The organism is Microbacterium sp. Soil_C_42, assembly GCF_057656735.1.
Map to the genome: position 1 here is coordinate 1 of NZ_JBDGJU010000012.1, position 15,806 is coordinate 15,806.

The following is a 15,806-nucleotide window of genomic DNA, read 5'->3' on the forward strand; positions in this document are numbered from 1 at the left end:
TCGTAATGCTCCCGCGCGGCACGGATCGTGGTCGGCAGGGTGCGTTCCTGCAGCGTCACCCGCTTCACCCCCGGCCGTTGCGTGAACGGCCCGAGGACCCGGTCGAACTGCTCGGCCAGGTCGAACCGCTCCGGCAGGTCGTGCATCAGGAACCCCTGCACCTCAAGCTCCGTAATCACGCTCACGGACCGGTCATGCGGGTTGTACGCCGCGGCCGTCCCGTTGCTGTCCCACAGCTGGATCGACGCGCGAGTCCCCGGCAGGTTCAACGTCCCGGTCAGTCGCGGCTGTTCGGGGCGGAAGGTCTGGGTGGTGGCGCCGGCGGTGTGGCGGACCTGCTTCATGAGCCACAGCCCCGCCATCCGTGGGGTGGAGACGCCGTGGATGCTGGTGAGCGCGGTGATCCCAAAAAGTAGGTACAGCGGGGCGCCGTAGAGGAGGCCGAGCGGCCCGAACCGGTTCACGAAGATCAGCACGACGAGGGCGGCGGCGGTGAGGAAGGCGATCTGGGATCCGTCCATGCCCATGACGACGCCTTGCCGGGACCGGCGCGGCAACCGCACCGGACGAAGGTAATCAGGTGTGGTGCTCATGACGGGCTCCCCTCAGCTCGAGGCGGTTGCGGTGACGGTGACGACGGCGGCCTCATCGTCTGAGACCCCTGGGTGGACGGCGTCGACGGCCGGCCACCGCCCGGGGCAGGCGTACGGCCCTGCGCGGGAGCGGCAGCACCCCGGGGCGCGGTCGCCTGCCCGGACCGCGCGGACGCCGGCTTGCCAGCGGGTCCGCTCGACGACGGTCCGGTGCCGGGCGGGCGGATGCCAGATGGGAGGCCCCCGAGGCGGGTGGGGATGGCGGCGACCCCGCGGGCACCGTTCGCGGCCATCCGGCCACCGTGGGAACCGAGCCGGGAGCCGATGCTGTCGGCGGCAGCCGCGCCCGTGAAGCTGAACAGCCCGAAGATCGCGAACGGCGCAAACGCCACCAGCACCAGACCGATCAGCAGCGGCCACGACTGCGGATTCCAGATCGTCTTCACCGACGCAAGACCCTGCACGATGAGCGTGACGAACCCGATCGTGAGCGGCGCGGTCAGCAGCAGCACCATCACCGCGGACAGGTATCCGACGACCCACTGCGGGCCGATGCGGCGCACCGGGAACAGCATCCACGCGACCGGGCCGACCATGATGAGCGCGGCCAGGGCGATGTTGCGGAACGCGAACACCAACATCAGTAAGAACATCCCCAGCATCAGCAGCCCGTGGATCAGGAACGCGAAGAAGTAGTTCGCCTGCCCGCCCGCCCACATCACCGACTGCAACGTCGAATACAACGACGCCGGCCCGTCGCCGTTGAGGATGTACCAGGTCATGTCATCGACCGCGTTCAACAGATGCCCGGTCAGCCACAACGTGAGCGGCACCGCCGGGATCGCGATAAACGTCCGCACCAGCGCGCCAACCAGCTCATCCCGGTCGCCGGAGACGACGGCGGCGGCGATCGCCCACACCATCGCCCCGAACGTGATGATCAGGATCGCCCACTGCCAGAACGACCACTGATCCACCGCCGCCGACCACAACAACGTCGACGTGTCGAACCGCATGTTGTCCGCCACCAGGAACATCACCCCGGTCGCCGTCAACGCCATCCCCCGCCCCGCGTTCTCAAACGTGAGGCACACCGCATCGCCGAGACTGCACCCGTACTTCACGGTGAGCGCTCGGCCGCCGTCTGCCTGGATTGCTTGGATGTGTCCCTCATAAGTTGTGCAGACGGTTGCGCTCGTCCCACTCATCGACACCCCCATGAAGCACTGTTGCGGTGTGACCTCGTTCGGATCCGTGGGAGTGCAGGTGACTTGTCCGCTGGCGGTCTGGCAGTCGACTGGCGCTGCCGGGGCCGACCACGGTTCTCCTGTCACGCTGGCCATCGACACTGGTGCCGCAGCCTCGACCACGGCCGCATTCGCGGCAGTGCCGGATCCGAGCAAGATCGCGAGGCCGGTGACGACGCCGAGACGGAGCACCCACCGGAGGTTCATCAGAATCCGAAGTCGAAGTTCACGAACCAGGCGAACAGCCCAGATGCGGCGCCGAGCACGGCGGCGGCGATGAAGATCCACAGGATGTTCTCGCCCGCCCACGTCCGCACCCGATCGTTCGCCAGGCCGCGGAACGCCAGCGCAGCGCCCGCGATGATCAACATGATCAGCACCACCAGCATCGCGCCGGCCAGGATGTAGGACGCGACGACCTGGAAGCCTTGGAAGAACGGGGCGGAGAAGTCCGGTTGGATGTCGGGAACGTCGACATCACCCGGAACGATATGTGTGCGCATGGGGATACTCCTTGCTAGTTGCTACTTCAGCTGCAGGCCGTGGCCGGCCATGAACGGCTCCGGATCTACCGGAGTTCCGGACTTCTGAACTTCGAAATGCAGATGGCAGCCGAACGACTTGCCGGTGTTGCCCTCCGCCCCCAGCGGTGTCCCCGCGGCGACCTCGTCGCCGACCGACACGCGCAGTGATCCCCATTGCATGTGCCCGTAGAGCGTGACGAGCTCGCCACCGTGATCGATGCGGACCGCGTTCCCGTAGCCCTGCCACGACCCCGCGGTGATCACACGACCTGGTCCTGCCGCGTAGATGGTGGCGCCGCAGCCCTGCGCCATGTCGTAGCCCTGGTGGTTCGTGGAGCAGTAGCTGCAGCCTTGCACCGGGTTGTATCCGAATCCGCGGCCCTTCGAATACCCGCCGGCCAGCGGGAAGCCCCACTCCCCGCTCGCTGCGGGGGCGGCGTCGACCTTCGCCGGGATCGTGGTGGCGGCATTGCCGGCCAGAGCGAAGGGGACCGCAACGAGCGGGGTCAGGAGCAGCACGACGACGACGGTGGTGAGGAGGAGGGCCCCTGTCAGGATCTTCCGGCCAGTCCTCGAGTTGAGGGCGGCGGCGGCGATCACCGGGGCTCCCATGTCAGGGCTCCAACGGCTCCGTGAAGTAGCGGACCACCTTGCAATCGCCCGCCTGCTGCGCGGAATCCGGTGTCGGCACCGACCCCGGACCGCACAGCACCTGCACGCTGACCCGCACCTGCTCTTCGTACGACGTTTCCCCGCCGCTGCCGTCGGATCGGGTGAACGTCAACGTCACATCCGACGTGCCGATCGACATGTCAGCCGACGTGTCGTCCGTCACTGGCACGTACACGACCTCACCCGTGGTCGTTGCGACCACACGCCCGTCTTCACTTGCGAGAGAGCCCCACTCCTCTTCGGGGAGAACCACGCCGGTCCGGAACTCGACTTGGGACGCCTCCATCGCGGCTTGCTGGTCTGCTTCCGAGGTGTAGCGGGTGTCGGGGGTGAACCAGGTGTCGAGGTAGTCGAGCCATTCTTCTCGGGTGCTCTTCGTGGTGTCGAATGTCGCCGCAGCTTCGAGGGCGGCGCGGATGTACAGCTCGCGGTCCGTCGCGATCGGCTCCGGAAGCCAGCCTTGATCCACGACCGACGCGTCGACGACGTCACGCGTCGACGGCGGCGTGGTCGACGTTGGGTCGCTCGACGGGGGTGAGCCGCTTCCGGTCGGACCGGGCGCGGGCTGTGCGAGGAGCGAACTGACAACGATCGCCACGAGACCGGCGATGAGGACGAGGCCGCCGACGATGGCCCACACGAGTCCGCGGCGTCCTGACGTCCGGTTCGTCGTCACCAGTCAGCCCTCCTGATCATTCAGGACGGCAACCGTGCGCGGACGGGACGCGCTGGGGGACGGTCGCCGTGCACGCAGTCTACGCACGACCCCGCTACCGGCGGTCTCCAGAATCAGGAGATTGTGTATAACTCCGCGCATAGATGCACTTGGGGAGGAGTGGGCTCGCAGGGTAGCACCAGCGCCGAATTTTAGACCTGCCATCAGGCCGATGTCTGTCCGCCGTTCGGGGGACACGACGCGTTCAATCGACCGTCTGGCTGATCGAATGGGTGCGTGGTGTCCGAACATGAGCCATACGGTATAACGAGATGGTTTAGAAGTAAACAACTAAACGGGATGGATTGCTGGACCGACACCTGGTCGGCGCGGCACAATGGCGTCATGCCCCGACTCGCGCAACCCGCCGGTTCCGAAGAGGCCGAAGAACCCATCGCGCTCTTGGGCAACCTCGTCAAGGCCGCGATCCTGCGCTATGTGCGTGCCAACCCGGACACCACGATGAAGCCGATCTGCGACGCCCTGGCACTCGGCCCCACCACCATCCATCCCCGGCTTGTCGAGCTGGAGACCGCGGGACTCGTCATCGCCGACCCTCCGATGAGCGAGGGCCAATCTCGCGGTGGAGTGTGGGTGAGGTACCGGGTCAACAACGAAGCGGTCACTGACCTGTACCTTCGTCTGGGGACGGCGATTGGCGAGTTCTAAGACCAAAGCGTGAGGTCGCGAGTTCAGGCCCGCTGCTGTTGCAGACGAAGACCCCGGATTTCCGGGGTCTGTCGTTGGTGGGTGGGGTGCCCAGGCGCGACAGCTTGCGCACTTCGTGCCGTCCTGCGTGCCTCATCGTTGCTCCCGGGCGTATCGAGGCCCTGTCTGCGTGTCTTGGGTCGCACCAGTGAGGGCTGGAGGGTCCGCGTCGCCGGCCCTCCAGTCCTCGTGTGAGCAGTTACGCGCCGTAGATGACGCCGATTGCTGGGCGCTGAGTAGCTCGCCTCCGACAGTGCCGGACGAGGTCACCGTTATCGTGCCGACGGCGAGTGAAGAGACACGCGTGGCGAGTGCGTGGCTCGTGCCCTTGCCCGTTTCGACCGGTCCGGCCGACTTCGACCCAAAGTCCGACTGAATCGTGAGCGTGATCGGCGCCGAGGCTTCGTTCCTCACGGTGACGGTGAGGGTCGCTTTGCCTCCGCCTATGACGATGATGGCACCGGCGATGGAGGGGCGAGGATCTGTGGGGGCAATGGAGGGGGTGTTGGTGACGCCGATGTACCTGCGGCTCGATATCGCGGATCGCGAGATATGGGCGGTCGCGCCGCCGCTTCTCACGATTCAGGATCGATCAGGAGGTTTGTGATTCTCGCGGTCGCGATCCTTCCCGCCTGGCCGTGGGTGATCGCGACCTCAAACGTCGCGATACGGCTGCCCGCGTAAAGGGGGGTGGCGCGTGCGTCAAGTGTTCCGTCACGCGCGCCCCGGTGGTGGGTGATACTCAGATCGACGCCGACGCAGACTTTGCCATACCGGCTCGCGTGGATCATCGCCGCCCAGGAGCCCGTTGCCTCTGCGAGCGCTGCACTGGCACCGCCGTGGAGGCGACCCAGCGACTGCGTGTTGCCAGAGACGGGCATCCTGGTGACAACCTCTTCGAGAGATTGGGACACGACTTCAATCCCGAGTTTCAGGTCGAGTTCACCGAGGGTGATGGTCCAAAGCTGATGGGACATGAGAGCAGACCCTACTGGTCTTCGATCGTCGCAACCTGCGGTTCGCGTATCGCGTGTGCATCGAAGTCCTCGAATATGAGCGAGGTTCTTGACGACTTCACGCCGGGCACACCCTGGACCTGTTCCAGGATGACCCTCCGTAGATCTCGGTTGTCGCGCGCTCGCACGAGCACCATCACATCGAACTCGCCGCCAACGAGGGCGACGTGTTCCACCTCGGGCAGGTCGACCAAACGTCGTCTGATGTCCTGCCATTGCGACTGGTCCACCGAGAGTGCAACGTAGGCCGAGGAATGGTTGCCCTCAAGGACGGGATCAGTGCGCACTCCGTACCCCACGATCACGTGAGCATCAGTCATCCGTTTGACGCGTGCGTACGCACTTGCGCGGGACACGTTGACCTCGTGCGCGAGAGCGGCGATGGAAGTCCTTGCATCTCGCCTCAAGATCAGAAGGATGGCGCGATCGACGGTGTCCAGGCTGATGGACATTTCTTGACCCCTTCGCGTGCGTTGATCTGGACACTATGCCATCTGTTCCGCACTAGTAGCGAGATTTGTCTTGGTTTTCGTCTTCGATAGCAGCGATGGTCTACGTCTCGCGCACGCTGGATGGAGTACGTCTAGCGCAAAAACGGGAGACCAAGTGACGACGATCAACGAAGATCTGCTGCCGCGGGCCACGCCCGTCCAGCTCATCGACGCCAAGGGCAAGAAGAAGGCTGGCCGCGGCTACGCCCTGCCCGACGCGGACGCGCTTGTGGCCGCGTACGGAGAGCTCGTCCGCGGACGCCGCATCAACGAACAGTGCAACGCCCTGGTCCGTCAGGGGCGGCTGGCGGTTTACCCGTCGTCGCACGGTCAGGAAGCCTGTCAGGTCGCTGCTGCTCTCGTCCTCGGAGAAGAGGACTGGCTGTTCCCCACCTATCGCGACTCGGTCACCGTCATCTCGAGGGGCGTTTCTCCGGCCGAGACGCTTGTGCTGCTGAAAGGGGATTGGCATTCGGGGTATGACCCCTACGAGCACAAGGTGGCACCGCAGGCGACACCCTTGGCAACTCAGCTGCTGCACGGGGTCGGCGTGGCTCACGCATCGAAGATGAGGGGCGAGGACGGCATCGTCTTGGCGATGTGTGGCGACGGCGCTACCAGCGAAGGCGACTTCCACGAGGCGCTTAACTTCGCTGCCGTCTTCAAGTTGCCCGTGGTTTTCTTCGTCCAGAACAACGAGTTCGCGATCTCGGTCCCGCTGGCCCGTCAGACCGCCGCTCCGTCGCTTGCGCACAAAGCCATCGGCTACGGCATCCAAGGCGAGCGGGTCGATGGAAACGACCTCGCTGCTCTGCTAGCTGTTCTGGGTGAAGCGGTGCAGCGGGCTCGCAACGGCGAAGGGCCCACGCTCGTCGAGGCACACACGTACCGAATGCAGGCCCACACCAACGCCGACGACGACACTCGGTACCGAGAGCGCGACGAGGTCAAGGCGTGGCTCGCCCGCGACCCCATCCTGCGCATGGAGGCCTACCTGCGTGGCGAGGGTCTTCTGACGGCGGAGGTCGAGGAAGAGTTCACCAAGGTCGCTGAGGAGACGGCGGCCGCACTCCGGGACGCCATGAACGCGGAAAGCATCCCAGACCCCCACGACTTGTTCGAGTACGTATACGCCGAACCGACCCCGCAGCTCGTCGCCCAGCGCCAGATCGTGCTGGACGAGCTTGCCAGACAGGAGGCGTGAGATGACGCTAACCGACACTGCGCCCGCAGAGACGCTGGCCCCGGCCCCCGTGACGATGACCATGGCCGGTGCCCTGAACCGAGCACTCGCCGACGAGCTTGAGCTGGATCCGTCGGTTGTGATCTTCGGCGAGGACGTGGGAGCCCTGGGCGGTGTCTTCCGGATCACCGACGGACTCACAGCCCGATTCGGCGAGGACCGCTGCTTCGACACTCCGCTTGCCGAGTCGGGCATCATCGGGACCGCGGTGGGTATGGCCATGAACGGCATGCGGCCCGTAGTCGAGATGCAGTTCGACGCGTTCGCCTACCCCGCGTTCGAACAGGTAGTCAGCCATGTCGCCAAGCTCGCCAACCGAACGAAGGGTCGCGTCCGCCTGCCTATCGTGATCCGCATCCCGTTCGGAGGTGGAATCGGAGGTGTTGAGCATCACTGCGATTCGTCCGAGGCGTATTACGCACACACTGCCGGGCTGACTGTCGTGGCTCCATCGAACCCTCAGGACGCATACAGCCTGCTGCGTGCTGCCGTCCGGTCCCCTGACCCCGTCGTCTTCCTTGAGCCCAAGAAGCTGTATTGGTCGAAGGGCGAAGTCGACACAACTCGCATCGACGACCTCCGCACCGCGCGGATCGCGCGCCCGGGCACCGACGTCACGATCCTCACCTACGGATCGTCGGTGTCGATTGCCCTCGACGCCGCCGCTGTAGCGGAAGGAGAAGGCAGGAGCGTTCAGGTCGTTGACATCCGCTCGCTCGCACCGTGCGACGACGAGACGATCATGCGCGCCGTGCAGTCGACCGGGAGAGCAGTCGTCGTGTCGGAGGCTCCCGGCTACGTCTCGGTCGCGTCGGAACTCGCCGCGCGAGTGTCCGAGCACTGCTTCGAGTTCCTAGAGGCGCCCGTGCGGCGGGTCACCGGCTTCGACGTGCCTTTCGCCCCGCCGAAGCTCGAGCACTTCTACCTCCCCGACGTCGACAGGATTCTCGACGCGATCGACACGCTCAATTGGGAGGACGACTGATGGCGACCGCTACCGCACGGGTCTTCCGCCTGCCCGACCTCGGTGAGGGACTAACGGAGGCTGAACTCGTTTCGTGGCTCGTGAACGTCGGCGACACAATCGCCCTGGACCAGGCCATCGCCGAGGTGGAAACTGCCAAGAGCGTGGTCGAGCTACCGTCCCCATTCCCCGGGGTTGTCGTCGCGCTCCACGGAGCTCCGGGCGACACCATCGCTGTCGGCCAGCCTGTGATCGAGGTCGACGACGGCTCCGGACCCGCCGCTCCCGCCGCGTCTCAGGGACCCGCAACGACCACGGCTGAGACCGAGCCTGCCGCGAAAGTTGAGATCGAAGCGTATAGGGAAGAGGAGCAGGCCGGCTCCGGCAACGTCCTCATCGGCTACGGCACGTCCGCGGGAGCGGGCGCCGTCCGTCGGCGCGCACGGGCCCCGAAGCACAACGCTCGTCCCGTGAACGGCCAATCGCCTCCTGCGCCAACACCCGTCTCGGAGGAAGCGGCGAAGCTACCCACTGCCAAGCCGCGCATCCCCGTCCGGTCTCCGCTGCTGCGCCGACTGGCTCGCGATCTCGGTGTCGACTTGGGATCCATCGAACCCACGAGCGCCGATGGAGTGCTTACACGCGGCGACATCCTGCGCGTTGCGACGGCTGATGCGCCCGCTCTGAGCAGGGGTGTAGCGCCATCCGCTGCTCGTCAGAGCGCTTCCGAGCCAGCGGTCGGCGAACTGCCCGCTGAAGCGGGGCGGGAACGGATGTCAATGCTTCGACGGGCCGTCAGCGCCAAGATGTCCCGCAGTCGTTCGGAGATTCCCGAAGCCACCGTCTGGGTAGACGTCGACGCAACCGACCTGTGGACGATGCGCGCGCTCATGGTGGGGGAGACGGGCCAGAAGCCACCGTCGTTCACCGCGCTGCTCGCTCGATTCACGCTTCTCGCTCTCGCCGACTACCCGCTGCTCGCATCGCGCCTCACGGAAGATGCCCAGGAGATCATCCGGTACGACGGTGTCAACCTCGGAGTCGCCGCCGACACCGACCGAGGTCTGGTTGTGCCGGTGATCCCGGCAGCTGGCCGCATGACCGTCGCTGAACTCGATGCGCAGCTGAAGGCTCTCGCGGGGGAGGCGAAAGCAGGTCAACTTCCGCCAGAACGGCTCCGCGGCTCCACCTTCACCCTCAACAACTACGGGTCACTGGGTGTGGATGGCTCAGCGGCCGTGATCAACCACCCCGAGGTCGCAATTCTCGGAGTGGGGCGCATGATCGAGCGACCCTGGGTCGTCGACGGAGCGATTGTCGCTCGCCGGATTGTGCAGATCTCGCTGGTGTTCGATCACCGTGTGTGCGACGGCGGCTATGCCGCTGGGTTCATCCGGCACATCGTCAATTCCATCGAGCGGCCAGCCTCGCTCTTCCCCCGCCTTTGAAGGTCTGGCTATTGGACCGCCGCCTTCCGCGCAGGGGGTTAGAGTCCCTGGGGAAGGCTATGCCAGTCGGAGTTGACCCGCGGCAACTGTTCCGCCTGGTCGTACGCGCCGTCGCGCACGCGGTTCGGCTGGCTGGATCAGCGGGCTCGGAGGCCGTCGAGGGCGACCGCAAGAAGGTCATGTGCGAGGCGACCGCTATCGGACGTGCCACCCGGACGGAACCACTCCACCACCGAGTTCAGCATGCCGAATATCAGCCGAGTGGCAGTGGAGGCATCGATGTCCCGGCGCAGGGCGTCTTCGGATTGCGCCGCGGCAACCAGCTCTGTCACGTGGTGGTCGAAGACGCGTCGGCGTTCGAGGGCCTTCAACTCAACGTCGCTGTTGCCCCGGACACGCAGCAACAGCGTCACCTCGGGAAGATGGCTGACCAACACGGCCACAGCTCCCGAGATGACATGACGAAGCCGGTCGTAGGCGGATCCGGAACGGGCGCCATCCTGGTCGAGAACAGCCTCAAGGCTGGTCAGCGCGGAGTCCAGCGCAATCGAGAGCAGCTCCTCCTTCGACGTGAAGTGGTGATACAGCGCCGATTTGGTGAGACCAAGTCGAGACGCGAGATCCGCTACCGAGGTCGCGTCGTATCCGTGCTCATTGAAGAGCGACACCGCGACACGAAGTACCTCGTCGCGGTCATATCCAGGACGACCACGCCGTACCTGCTCGACCGCCTGCGTGCTCGCCTGTTGACTCATCATTCGAGTCTCCCATTTCTCAAGGCCGCTTCAACCCTGCAGCCGACTTGCTCGATCCCGCGCAAGTCTGAGACAATACTGAACGATCGTTTGGGAACTCTGGTCCTGGGCGAGCAGAGAGGATGAAGATGTCCGAGGCGTTTCTCGTCGGTGGCGTGCGTACGCCGGTCGGTCGCTATGGCGGCGCCCTTTCCGCGGTCCGTCCGGATGACCTTGCTGCGCTCGTCGTGCGCGAACTGGTCGAGCGGGCCGGGGTCCCTGCAGAGAAGATCGACGAGATCATCTTCGGTGCGGCGAACCAGGCTGGCGAGGATAACCGGAATGTGGCACGCATGGCTGCGCTGCTCGCGGGCCTTCCGGACACGGTTCCTGGAATCACGGTCAATCGGCTGTGTGCCTCGGGTATGTCCGCAGTCGGCATGGCGGGACAGGCGATTCGTGCCGGCGATGCTGACTTGCTGGTCGCCGGTGGCGTCGAGTCGATGACGAGGGCCCCGTGGGTCCAGGCGAAACCGGAGCGTCCGTGGGCCAAGCCGGGCGAGACCTTCGACACGTCGATCGGTTGGCGATTCCCCAACAAGACCCTCATCGCGCGCGACAAGGCGACTTACTCAATGCCCGAGACCGCCGAAGAGGTTGCGCGTGTTGACGGCGTGACGCGGGAGGATGCCGACAAGTTCGCCATGCAGAGTCATCAGCGCGCGATCGCCGCAATCGACGCAGGCCGATTCGCGCAGGAGATCGTCGTCGTCGACACGCCGAAGGGCGAGGTACACACGGATGAGGGGCCACGCCGCGACACTTCGCTCGAGGTGCTCGCCGGACTGCGGCCTGTCGTCGCCGGCGGTTCGGTAGTGACTGCTGGCAATTCCAGCTCGCTCAACGACGGCGCCTCGGCAGTGGTCGTCGCGAGCGCTTCAGCCGTGGAGGCTTACGGTCTGGTTCCGCGAGCACGCATCGTCACATCCACGTCGGCCGCGCTCGCCCCGGAGATCATGGGACTTGGACCTGTCCCTGCGACCGAGAAGGCATTGGCTAAGGCCGGTCTGAGCATCGGCGATATCGGAGCGGTGGAGCTGAACGAGGCGTTCGCCACACAGTCGCTCGCGTCAATGCGTCGGCTCGGCCTGGACCCGGAAATCGTCAACGTGGATGGCGGCGCGATCGCTCTCGGACATCCGCTGGGCTCGAGTGGTTGCCGCCTGCTGGTGACGCTCCTCGGCCGTATGGAGCGCGAGCACGCGCGCTACGGGCTGGCGACGATGTGCGTGGGCGTGGGCCAGGGCGCAGCAATGATCATCGAGCGCGTCGATGCCTGACTCTTTGCTCGTCGAGCCCTCGCCGGGTCACGTCGTCGCGGTGCTCAACCGCCCGGAGGTGCGCAATGCCATCGACCAGGCGCTAGTGGATCAGCTTCACGAGCTCTGCGCCGACCTGGAAGCCACACCGCGGGTGCTGATCCTCGCAGGCGCGGGCGGGATCTTCGCGTCCGGCGCCGACATCGCGCAGTTGCGTGACCGCACCGCCGAGGACGCCAGACGCGGAATCAACACCACGATCTTCCGCCGCATCCGTCAGCTGCCGATGCCCGTCATCGCAGCTGTCGAAGGGTACGCCCTGGGCGGCGGCGCCGAACTCGCGTACGCCGCGGACATCCGCATCGGTACTCCCTCGACGAAGATCGGGAACCCCGAGACGGGCCTGGGCATCATCGCCGCGGCCGGCGCCACCTGGCGGCTCCCCGAGATCGTCGGCGAAGCGCGCGCCAGTGAATTGCTCTACACCGGCCGAGTGCTCGGTGCGGAAGATGCGCTCGCTTGGGGCCTGCTCTCCGCGATCCACCCGCCCGAAACACTGATGGAGGCGGCAGTGGCCATCGCGGAACGCGTCGCGGCCAACGACACACTGGCGACCATCTACACGAAGCGGGCGCTTCTTGCACCCGCCGGCTCACACCCGGGCATCGAGCTCGAGCTGCAGGCCGAGTTGTTCGAATCGCCCGAGAAGCATCGCCGGATGACGGCGTTCCTGGAACGGAGAAAGTCATGACCGCTCCCGCTTGTGTCGGAGTAATCGGCGGCGGTCGCATGGGCGCTGGGATCGCACACGCTTTCGTGCTCGCGGGATCTCGCGTCACCATTATCGAACGCGATCCAGACTCCGGCCACGCAGCGGGCGAGCGGATCCTCGCCAGCCTGAACCGCACTGTCTCCAAAGGGGCGACCGAGCGCTCGCTTGAATCGCTAGAGGGCGCATTCGCCATCGCCACCGATTACGACGAGGTTGCCAAATCGGACCTGGTCATCGAGGCGGTGTTCGAGGATCGAGAAGTAAAGATCGACGCCCTCCGCCGCGCTGAGGCGGTTCTCGCTCCTGGGGCCGCCCTTGCCAGCAACACCTCCTCCATCTCGATCGACGATCTGGCCACCGCTCTGGCTCGCCCTGACCGGTTCCTCGGACTGCACTTCTTCAACCCTGTGCCGGCCTCCACACTGGTCGAGATCGTGATCGGCTCCGCCACGGCCGACGACCTTGCGCTCGCGGCCCGCGAATGGGTTTCCGCGCTCGGCAAGGCTCCGGTCGTTGTCAACGATTCGCCGGGCTTCGCTTCCAGCAGGCTCGGCGTCGCGCTGGCGCTCGAGGCCATTCGGATGGTGGAGGAGGGTGTCGCCTCTGCCGCAGACATTGACACGGCGATGGAGCGCGGATACCGCCATCCCACCGGACCACTTCGCACCACCGACATCGTCGGTCTGGACGTACGACTCGGCATCGCCGAAGAGCTTCACGCGAAGCTCGGTGAGCGGTTCGCCCCGCCGGAACTGCTTCGGCGCATGGTGGGCGCCGGTCATCTTGGCCGCAAGAGCGGCCGCGGATTCTATGAATGGAGCGACTGATGTCCCACATCCTCCCCAGCTACCTGCAGGAACAGTGGTGGTCGCCGGAAGGTGACGTTCGTGCCAACGAGGTCCGCGACGCATCGACGGGCGAGGTGATCGCCCACGTGAGTTCCGAAGGCATCGATCTCGTCGGCGCGCTCGATTACGCGCGCACAGTCGGCCAGCGCAGCCTTGGTGAGCTCACTTTCCATCAGCGTGCACTGCTGCTCAAGCAGTTCGCTCTCGCGCTGAGCGCCCACAAGGAGGATCTTTACGACCTCTCCAAGCACTCGGGTGCCACGGTTCGTGACTCTCTCAGCGACGTGGATGGTGGGATCGGCGTGCTGTTCACCTACTCCTCTAAAGGGCGTCGGGAGCTTCCCAACTCCCAGGTATATGTGGACGGGACTGCTGAGCCGCTGTCGAAGGACGGTTCCTTCCTCGGGCAGCATGTCTACACGCGGCTGCCCGGTGTCGCAGTGCAGATCAACGCCTTCAACTTCCCGATCTGGGGTGCGTTGGAGAAGTTCGCACCGGCCTTCCTCGCCGGCGTCCCCACCATCGTGAAGCCCGCTACCCCGACGGGGTACATCGCCGAGGCGTGGGTGCGTATCCTGGTGAATTCCGGGCTGCTCCCGGCCGGCTCTCTTCAGTTGGTGTCGGGAAGTCTTCCTGGTCTGTTCGAGAACCTTCGCCTCGGCGATCTTGTTGCTTTCACCGGCAGCGCAAGCACCGCGGTGAAGCTTCAGGCGCAGTGCCCTGACGGGGTCCGCTTCACTCGCGAGACAGATTCGATCAACGCGTCGGTTCTCGGCCCGGACGCCGTGCCCGGCACCCCCGAGTTCGACGCGTACGTGAAGCAGCTGCTGGTGGAACTCACGACCAAAGCCGGGCAGAAGTGCACGGCGATCCGGCGGGCTATCGTGCCCGCGGGGAGCGTGGACGCCCTCGTGGACGCAGTGCGACAGAAGATCGCTGAGCGTGTGGTTCTCGGTGACCCCCACGCAGAGAACGTCACGATGGGGCCTCTGGTCTCCACGGAGCAGCGCGACGAGGTCCTCAGCCAAGTTGCGAAGCTGCAGGCGGCCGGGGGCAAGGTCCTTCTCGGCACCACGGACGCTCCCGAGGTCACCTTGTCGGATGGATCCGTCGGTCTCGCGCCGGCGGGCGCGTTCATCGCACCGCTCCTCATCGGCTTTGATGACCCGCGGACCGAAGCAGTGCACGACGTCGAGGCGTTTGGCCCCGTAGCCAGCGTCCTGGCTTACAACACATTGGATGAAGCGGCAGAGCTGGTTGGTCGTGGCGGCGGTTCTCTGGTGACGAGCGTCGCCACGAACGATCCCCGCGTTGCCGTCGAGCTCATCAACTCGATCGGCGCCTACAACGGCCGCATTCTCTTCCTGAGCCGCGAGAACGCCCGCACCTCGACAGGACACGGCTCGCCCGTGCCGCACCTCGTCCACGGCGGCCCCGGTCGCGCGGGCGGAGGTGAGGAACTGGGCGGAATCCGCGCGGTCCTCCACCACATGCAGCGGACTGCCGTCCAGGGATCCCCCGAAATCCTCACCGCCGTCACCGGCGTCTGGCATTCCGGCGCCGCCACCGATGCTGAGGGTGAGCACCCGTTCCGGAAGTCCCTGGCCGAGTTGCGCATCGGCGACCAGGTGCGATCCGGTCTGCGTGAAGTGACACTCGCCGACATCGAAGAGTTCGCCGAATCCACCGGAGACACGTTCTACGCGCACATGGACGAAGAGGCCGCTACCGCGAACCCCTTCTTCCCCGGCAGAGTCGCTCACGGTTACCTCCTCGTGTCGTGGGCAGCCGGACTGTTTGTCGATCCGGAGCCCGGACCCGTGCTGGCCAACTACGGTCTCGAGAACCTTCGCTTCCTCACGCCCGTCTCACCGGGTGACGACATCCGCGTCACCCTGACTGCGAAGCAGATCACGCCTCGCGAGACCGACGAGTACGGCGAGGTCCGCTGGGACGCCGTCATCCATAACCAGCGAGACGAGATCGTCGCGCAGTATGACGTGCTCACGCTCGTCGCCAAGACGGTCGATGCGCAGACTGACGCTACGTCGAAACTGGTCAGAGCATGACGTCGCCGCGGAGGATGATGACGCGAGACCGTGCGTCCATCGCGATGGGGGTACAGGTCGAGTTGGACGAACCCGGCGAGGCCGTGGTGTCAATGACGATCCGCGAAGACATGACCAACGGATTCGAGATCACGCACGGTGGCTACGTTTTCGCGCTGGCGGACACCGCGTTCGCGATCGCGTGCAATGAGGACGACAGGGTGACCGTCGCCGCGGGCGCGGACATCTCCTTCCTCAAGGCGACCCGCGCCGGACAGGTCCTCACGGCTCACGCGATTCGGAGATTGGTGAACGGCCGCAACGGTCTATATGACGTGACTGTCTCCGACGATCTCGGAGACATCGTCGCTGAGTTCCGTGGCCGCTCACTGATCACTAACCAGGTCATCGATGGCAACGCCACGTCCGCAGGGGGCCGCGGCGACTGACGTTGCGTGTCAACC

General features: G+C 65.6%; 17 protein-coding genes. 9 read left to right on the plus strand and 8 right to left on the minus strand.

Going from position 1 to position 15,806, the window contains the following annotated elements:
- The 5 genes from AC3A46_RS09340 to AC3A46_RS09360 form a co-directional block, all read right to left on the minus strand.
- A partial coding sequence (locus tag AC3A46_RS09340; RefSeq protein ID WP_487664925.1) for an SCO6880 family protein occupies positions 1–593 on the minus strand: 593 nt, incomplete at its 3' end.
- Complete coding sequence (locus tag AC3A46_RS09345) at positions 590–2,032, minus strand: hypothetical protein (RefSeq protein WP_487664926.1); 1,443 nt, start codon at positions 2,030–2,032, stop codon at positions 590–592. The genes AC3A46_RS09345 and AC3A46_RS09340, both read right to left, overlap by 4 nt.
- Positions 2,033–2,046: 14 nt before the next feature.
- Positions 2,047–2,343, minus strand: coding sequence for a hypothetical protein (locus tag AC3A46_RS09350; RefSeq protein ID WP_487664215.1), 297 nt, complete (start codon positions 2,341–2,343; stop codon positions 2,047–2,049).
- Between the two features lie 21 nt (positions 2,344–2,364).
- Positions 2,365–2,976 (minus strand): M23 family metallopeptidase, encoded by a 612-nt coding sequence (locus AC3A46_RS09355; protein ID WP_487664927.1) that lies wholly within the window; start codon positions 2,974–2,976, stop codon positions 2,365–2,367.
- Position 2,977: 1 nt separating this feature from the next.
- On the minus strand, positions 2,978–3,712 hold the full coding sequence (locus AC3A46_RS09360) for a hypothetical protein (RefSeq protein ID WP_487664928.1): 735 nt from the start codon (positions 3,710–3,712) through the stop codon (positions 2,978–2,980).
- A 384-nt stretch (positions 3,713–4,096) separates the two neighbouring features.
- On the opposite strand from AC3A46_RS09360, the gene AC3A46_RS09365 reads away from it, so the two are divergent.
- Positions 4,097–4,420: a winged helix-turn-helix transcriptional regulator gene (locus AC3A46_RS09365; protein WP_487664929.1), complete on the plus strand. Its 324-nt coding sequence runs from the start codon at positions 4,097–4,099 to the stop codon at positions 4,418–4,420.
- 614 nt (positions 4,421–5,034) lie between these two features.
- Here AC3A46_RS09365 and AC3A46_RS09370 read toward each other — a convergent pair.
- Positions 5,035–5,436: a PaaI family thioesterase gene (locus AC3A46_RS09370; RefSeq protein WP_487664930.1), complete on the minus strand. Its 402-nt coding sequence runs from the start codon at positions 5,434–5,436 to the stop codon at positions 5,035–5,037.
- Between the two features lie 11 nt (positions 5,437–5,447).
- Positions 5,448–5,927 (minus strand): Lrp/AsnC family transcriptional regulator, encoded by a 480-nt coding sequence (locus tag AC3A46_RS09375; protein WP_487664931.1) that lies wholly within the window; start codon positions 5,925–5,927, stop codon positions 5,448–5,450.
- Between the two features lie 154 nt (positions 5,928–6,081).
- Here AC3A46_RS09375 and pdhA point away from each other — a divergent pair, with 154 nt between their 5' ends.
- From pdhA to AC3A46_RS09390, 3 genes are read left to right on the plus strand one after another with little or no spacing between them, the layout of a single operon-like run.
- Positions 6,082–7,170 carry a pyruvate dehydrogenase (acetyl-transferring) E1 component subunit alpha gene (pdhA, locus tag AC3A46_RS09380; protein ID WP_487664932.1) on the plus strand — a complete coding sequence of 363 codons (1,089 nt, stop codon included), beginning with the start codon at positions 6,082–6,084 and terminating at the stop codon, positions 7,168–7,170.
- Position 7,171: 1 nt separating this feature from the next.
- Positions 7,172–8,194 (plus strand): alpha-ketoacid dehydrogenase subunit beta, encoded by a 1,023-nt coding sequence (locus AC3A46_RS09385; RefSeq protein WP_487664933.1) that lies wholly within the window; start codon positions 7,172–7,174, stop codon positions 8,192–8,194.
- Entirely contained in the window at positions 8,194–9,621 is a 1,428-nt protein-coding gene (locus tag AC3A46_RS09390; RefSeq protein WP_487664934.1) for a dihydrolipoamide acetyltransferase family protein, read from the plus strand. Before AC3A46_RS09385 ends, AC3A46_RS09390 begins: the two co-directional genes overlap by 1 nt.
- A gap of 137 nt (positions 9,622–9,758) precedes the next feature.
- Here the strand turns inward: AC3A46_RS09390 and AC3A46_RS09395 are convergent, their stop codons facing one another.
- A complete protein-coding gene (locus AC3A46_RS09395) occupies positions 9,759–10,376 on the minus strand; it encodes a TetR/AcrR family transcriptional regulator (RefSeq protein ID WP_487664935.1) in 618 nt (205 codons plus the stop codon).
- Between the two features lie 128 nt (positions 10,377–10,504).
- Here AC3A46_RS09395 and AC3A46_RS09400 point away from each other — a divergent pair, with 128 nt between their 5' ends.
- From AC3A46_RS09400 to paaI, 5 genes are read left to right on the plus strand one after another with little or no spacing between them, the layout of a single operon-like run.
- Positions 10,505–11,695: a thiolase family protein gene (locus AC3A46_RS09400; protein WP_487665027.1), complete on the plus strand. Its 1,191-nt coding sequence runs from the start codon at positions 10,505–10,507 to the stop codon at positions 11,693–11,695.
- Complete coding sequence (locus AC3A46_RS09405; protein ID WP_487664936.1) at positions 11,688–12,425, plus strand: enoyl-CoA hydratase/isomerase family protein; 738 nt, start codon at positions 11,688–11,690, stop codon at positions 12,423–12,425. Before AC3A46_RS09400 ends, AC3A46_RS09405 begins: the two co-directional genes overlap by 8 nt.
- The gene (locus tag AC3A46_RS09410) at positions 12,422–13,273 is read left to right on the plus strand and encodes a 3-hydroxyacyl-CoA dehydrogenase family protein (RefSeq protein ID WP_487664937.1); all 852 of its coding nucleotides are present in this window, start codon (positions 12,422–12,424) and stop codon (positions 13,271–13,273) included. Before AC3A46_RS09405 ends, AC3A46_RS09410 begins: the two co-directional genes overlap by 4 nt.
- Entirely contained in the window at positions 13,273–15,363 is a 2,091-nt protein-coding gene (gene paaZ, locus AC3A46_RS09415; RefSeq protein ID WP_487664938.1) for a phenylacetic acid degradation bifunctional protein PaaZ, read from the plus strand. Before AC3A46_RS09410 ends, paaZ begins: the two co-directional genes overlap by 1 nt.
- A 17-nt stretch (positions 15,364–15,380) precedes the next feature.
- Positions 15,381–15,791 (plus strand): hydroxyphenylacetyl-CoA thioesterase PaaI, encoded by a 411-nt coding sequence (gene paaI, locus AC3A46_RS09420; protein WP_487664939.1) that lies wholly within the window; start codon positions 15,381–15,383, stop codon positions 15,789–15,791.
- Positions 15,792–15,806 lie beyond the last annotated feature (15 nt).

What these genes read in the sequence shown, in the direction of transcription:
- AC3A46_RS09350 (WP_487664215.1), bottom strand. Translation starts at nt 2,343, where the DNA reads ATGCGCACACATATCGTTCCGGGTGATGTCGACGTTCCCGACATCCAA.
- AC3A46_RS09355 (WP_487664927.1), bottom strand. Translation starts at nt 2,976, where the DNA reads ATGGGAGCCCCGGTGATCGCCGCCGCCGCCCTCAACTCGAGGACTGGC.
- AC3A46_RS09365 (WP_487664929.1), top strand. Translation starts at nt 4,097, where the DNA reads ATGCCCCGACTCGCGCAACCCGCCGGTTCCGAAGAGGCCGAAGAACCC.
- AC3A46_RS09370 (WP_487664930.1), bottom strand. Translation starts at nt 5,436, where the DNA reads ATGTCCCATCAGCTTTGGACCATCACCCTCGGTGAACTCGACCTGAAA.
- AC3A46_RS09375 (WP_487664931.1), bottom strand. Translation starts at nt 5,927, where the DNA reads ATGTCCATCAGCCTGGACACCGTCGATCGCGCCATCCTTCTGATCTTG.
- AC3A46_RS09385 (WP_487664933.1), top strand. Translation starts at nt 7,172, where the DNA reads ATGACGCTAACCGACACTGCGCCCGCAGAGACGCTGGCCCCGGCCCCC.
- AC3A46_RS09390 (WP_487664934.1), top strand. Translation starts at nt 8,194, where the DNA reads ATGGCGACCGCTACCGCACGGGTCTTCCGCCTGCCCGACCTCGGTGAG.
- AC3A46_RS09395 (WP_487664935.1), bottom strand. Translation starts at nt 10,376, where the DNA reads ATGAGTCAACAGGCGAGCACGCAGGCGGTCGAGCAGGTACGGCGTGGT.
- AC3A46_RS09400 (WP_487665027.1), top strand. Translation starts at nt 10,505, where the DNA reads ATGTCCGAGGCGTTTCTCGTCGGTGGCGTGCGTACGCCGGTCGGTCGC.
- AC3A46_RS09405 (WP_487664936.1), top strand. Translation starts at nt 11,688, where the DNA reads ATGCCTGACTCTTTGCTCGTCGAGCCCTCGCCGGGTCACGTCGTCGCG.
- AC3A46_RS09410 (WP_487664937.1), top strand. Translation starts at nt 12,422, where the DNA reads ATGACCGCTCCCGCTTGTGTCGGAGTAATCGGCGGCGGTCGCATGGGC.
- paaZ (WP_487664938.1), top strand. Translation starts at nt 13,273, where the DNA reads ATGTCCCACATCCTCCCCAGCTACCTGCAGGAACAGTGGTGGTCGCCG.
- paaI (WP_487664939.1), top strand. Translation starts at nt 15,381, where the DNA reads ATGACGCGAGACCGTGCGTCCATCGCGATGGGGGTACAGGTCGAGTTG.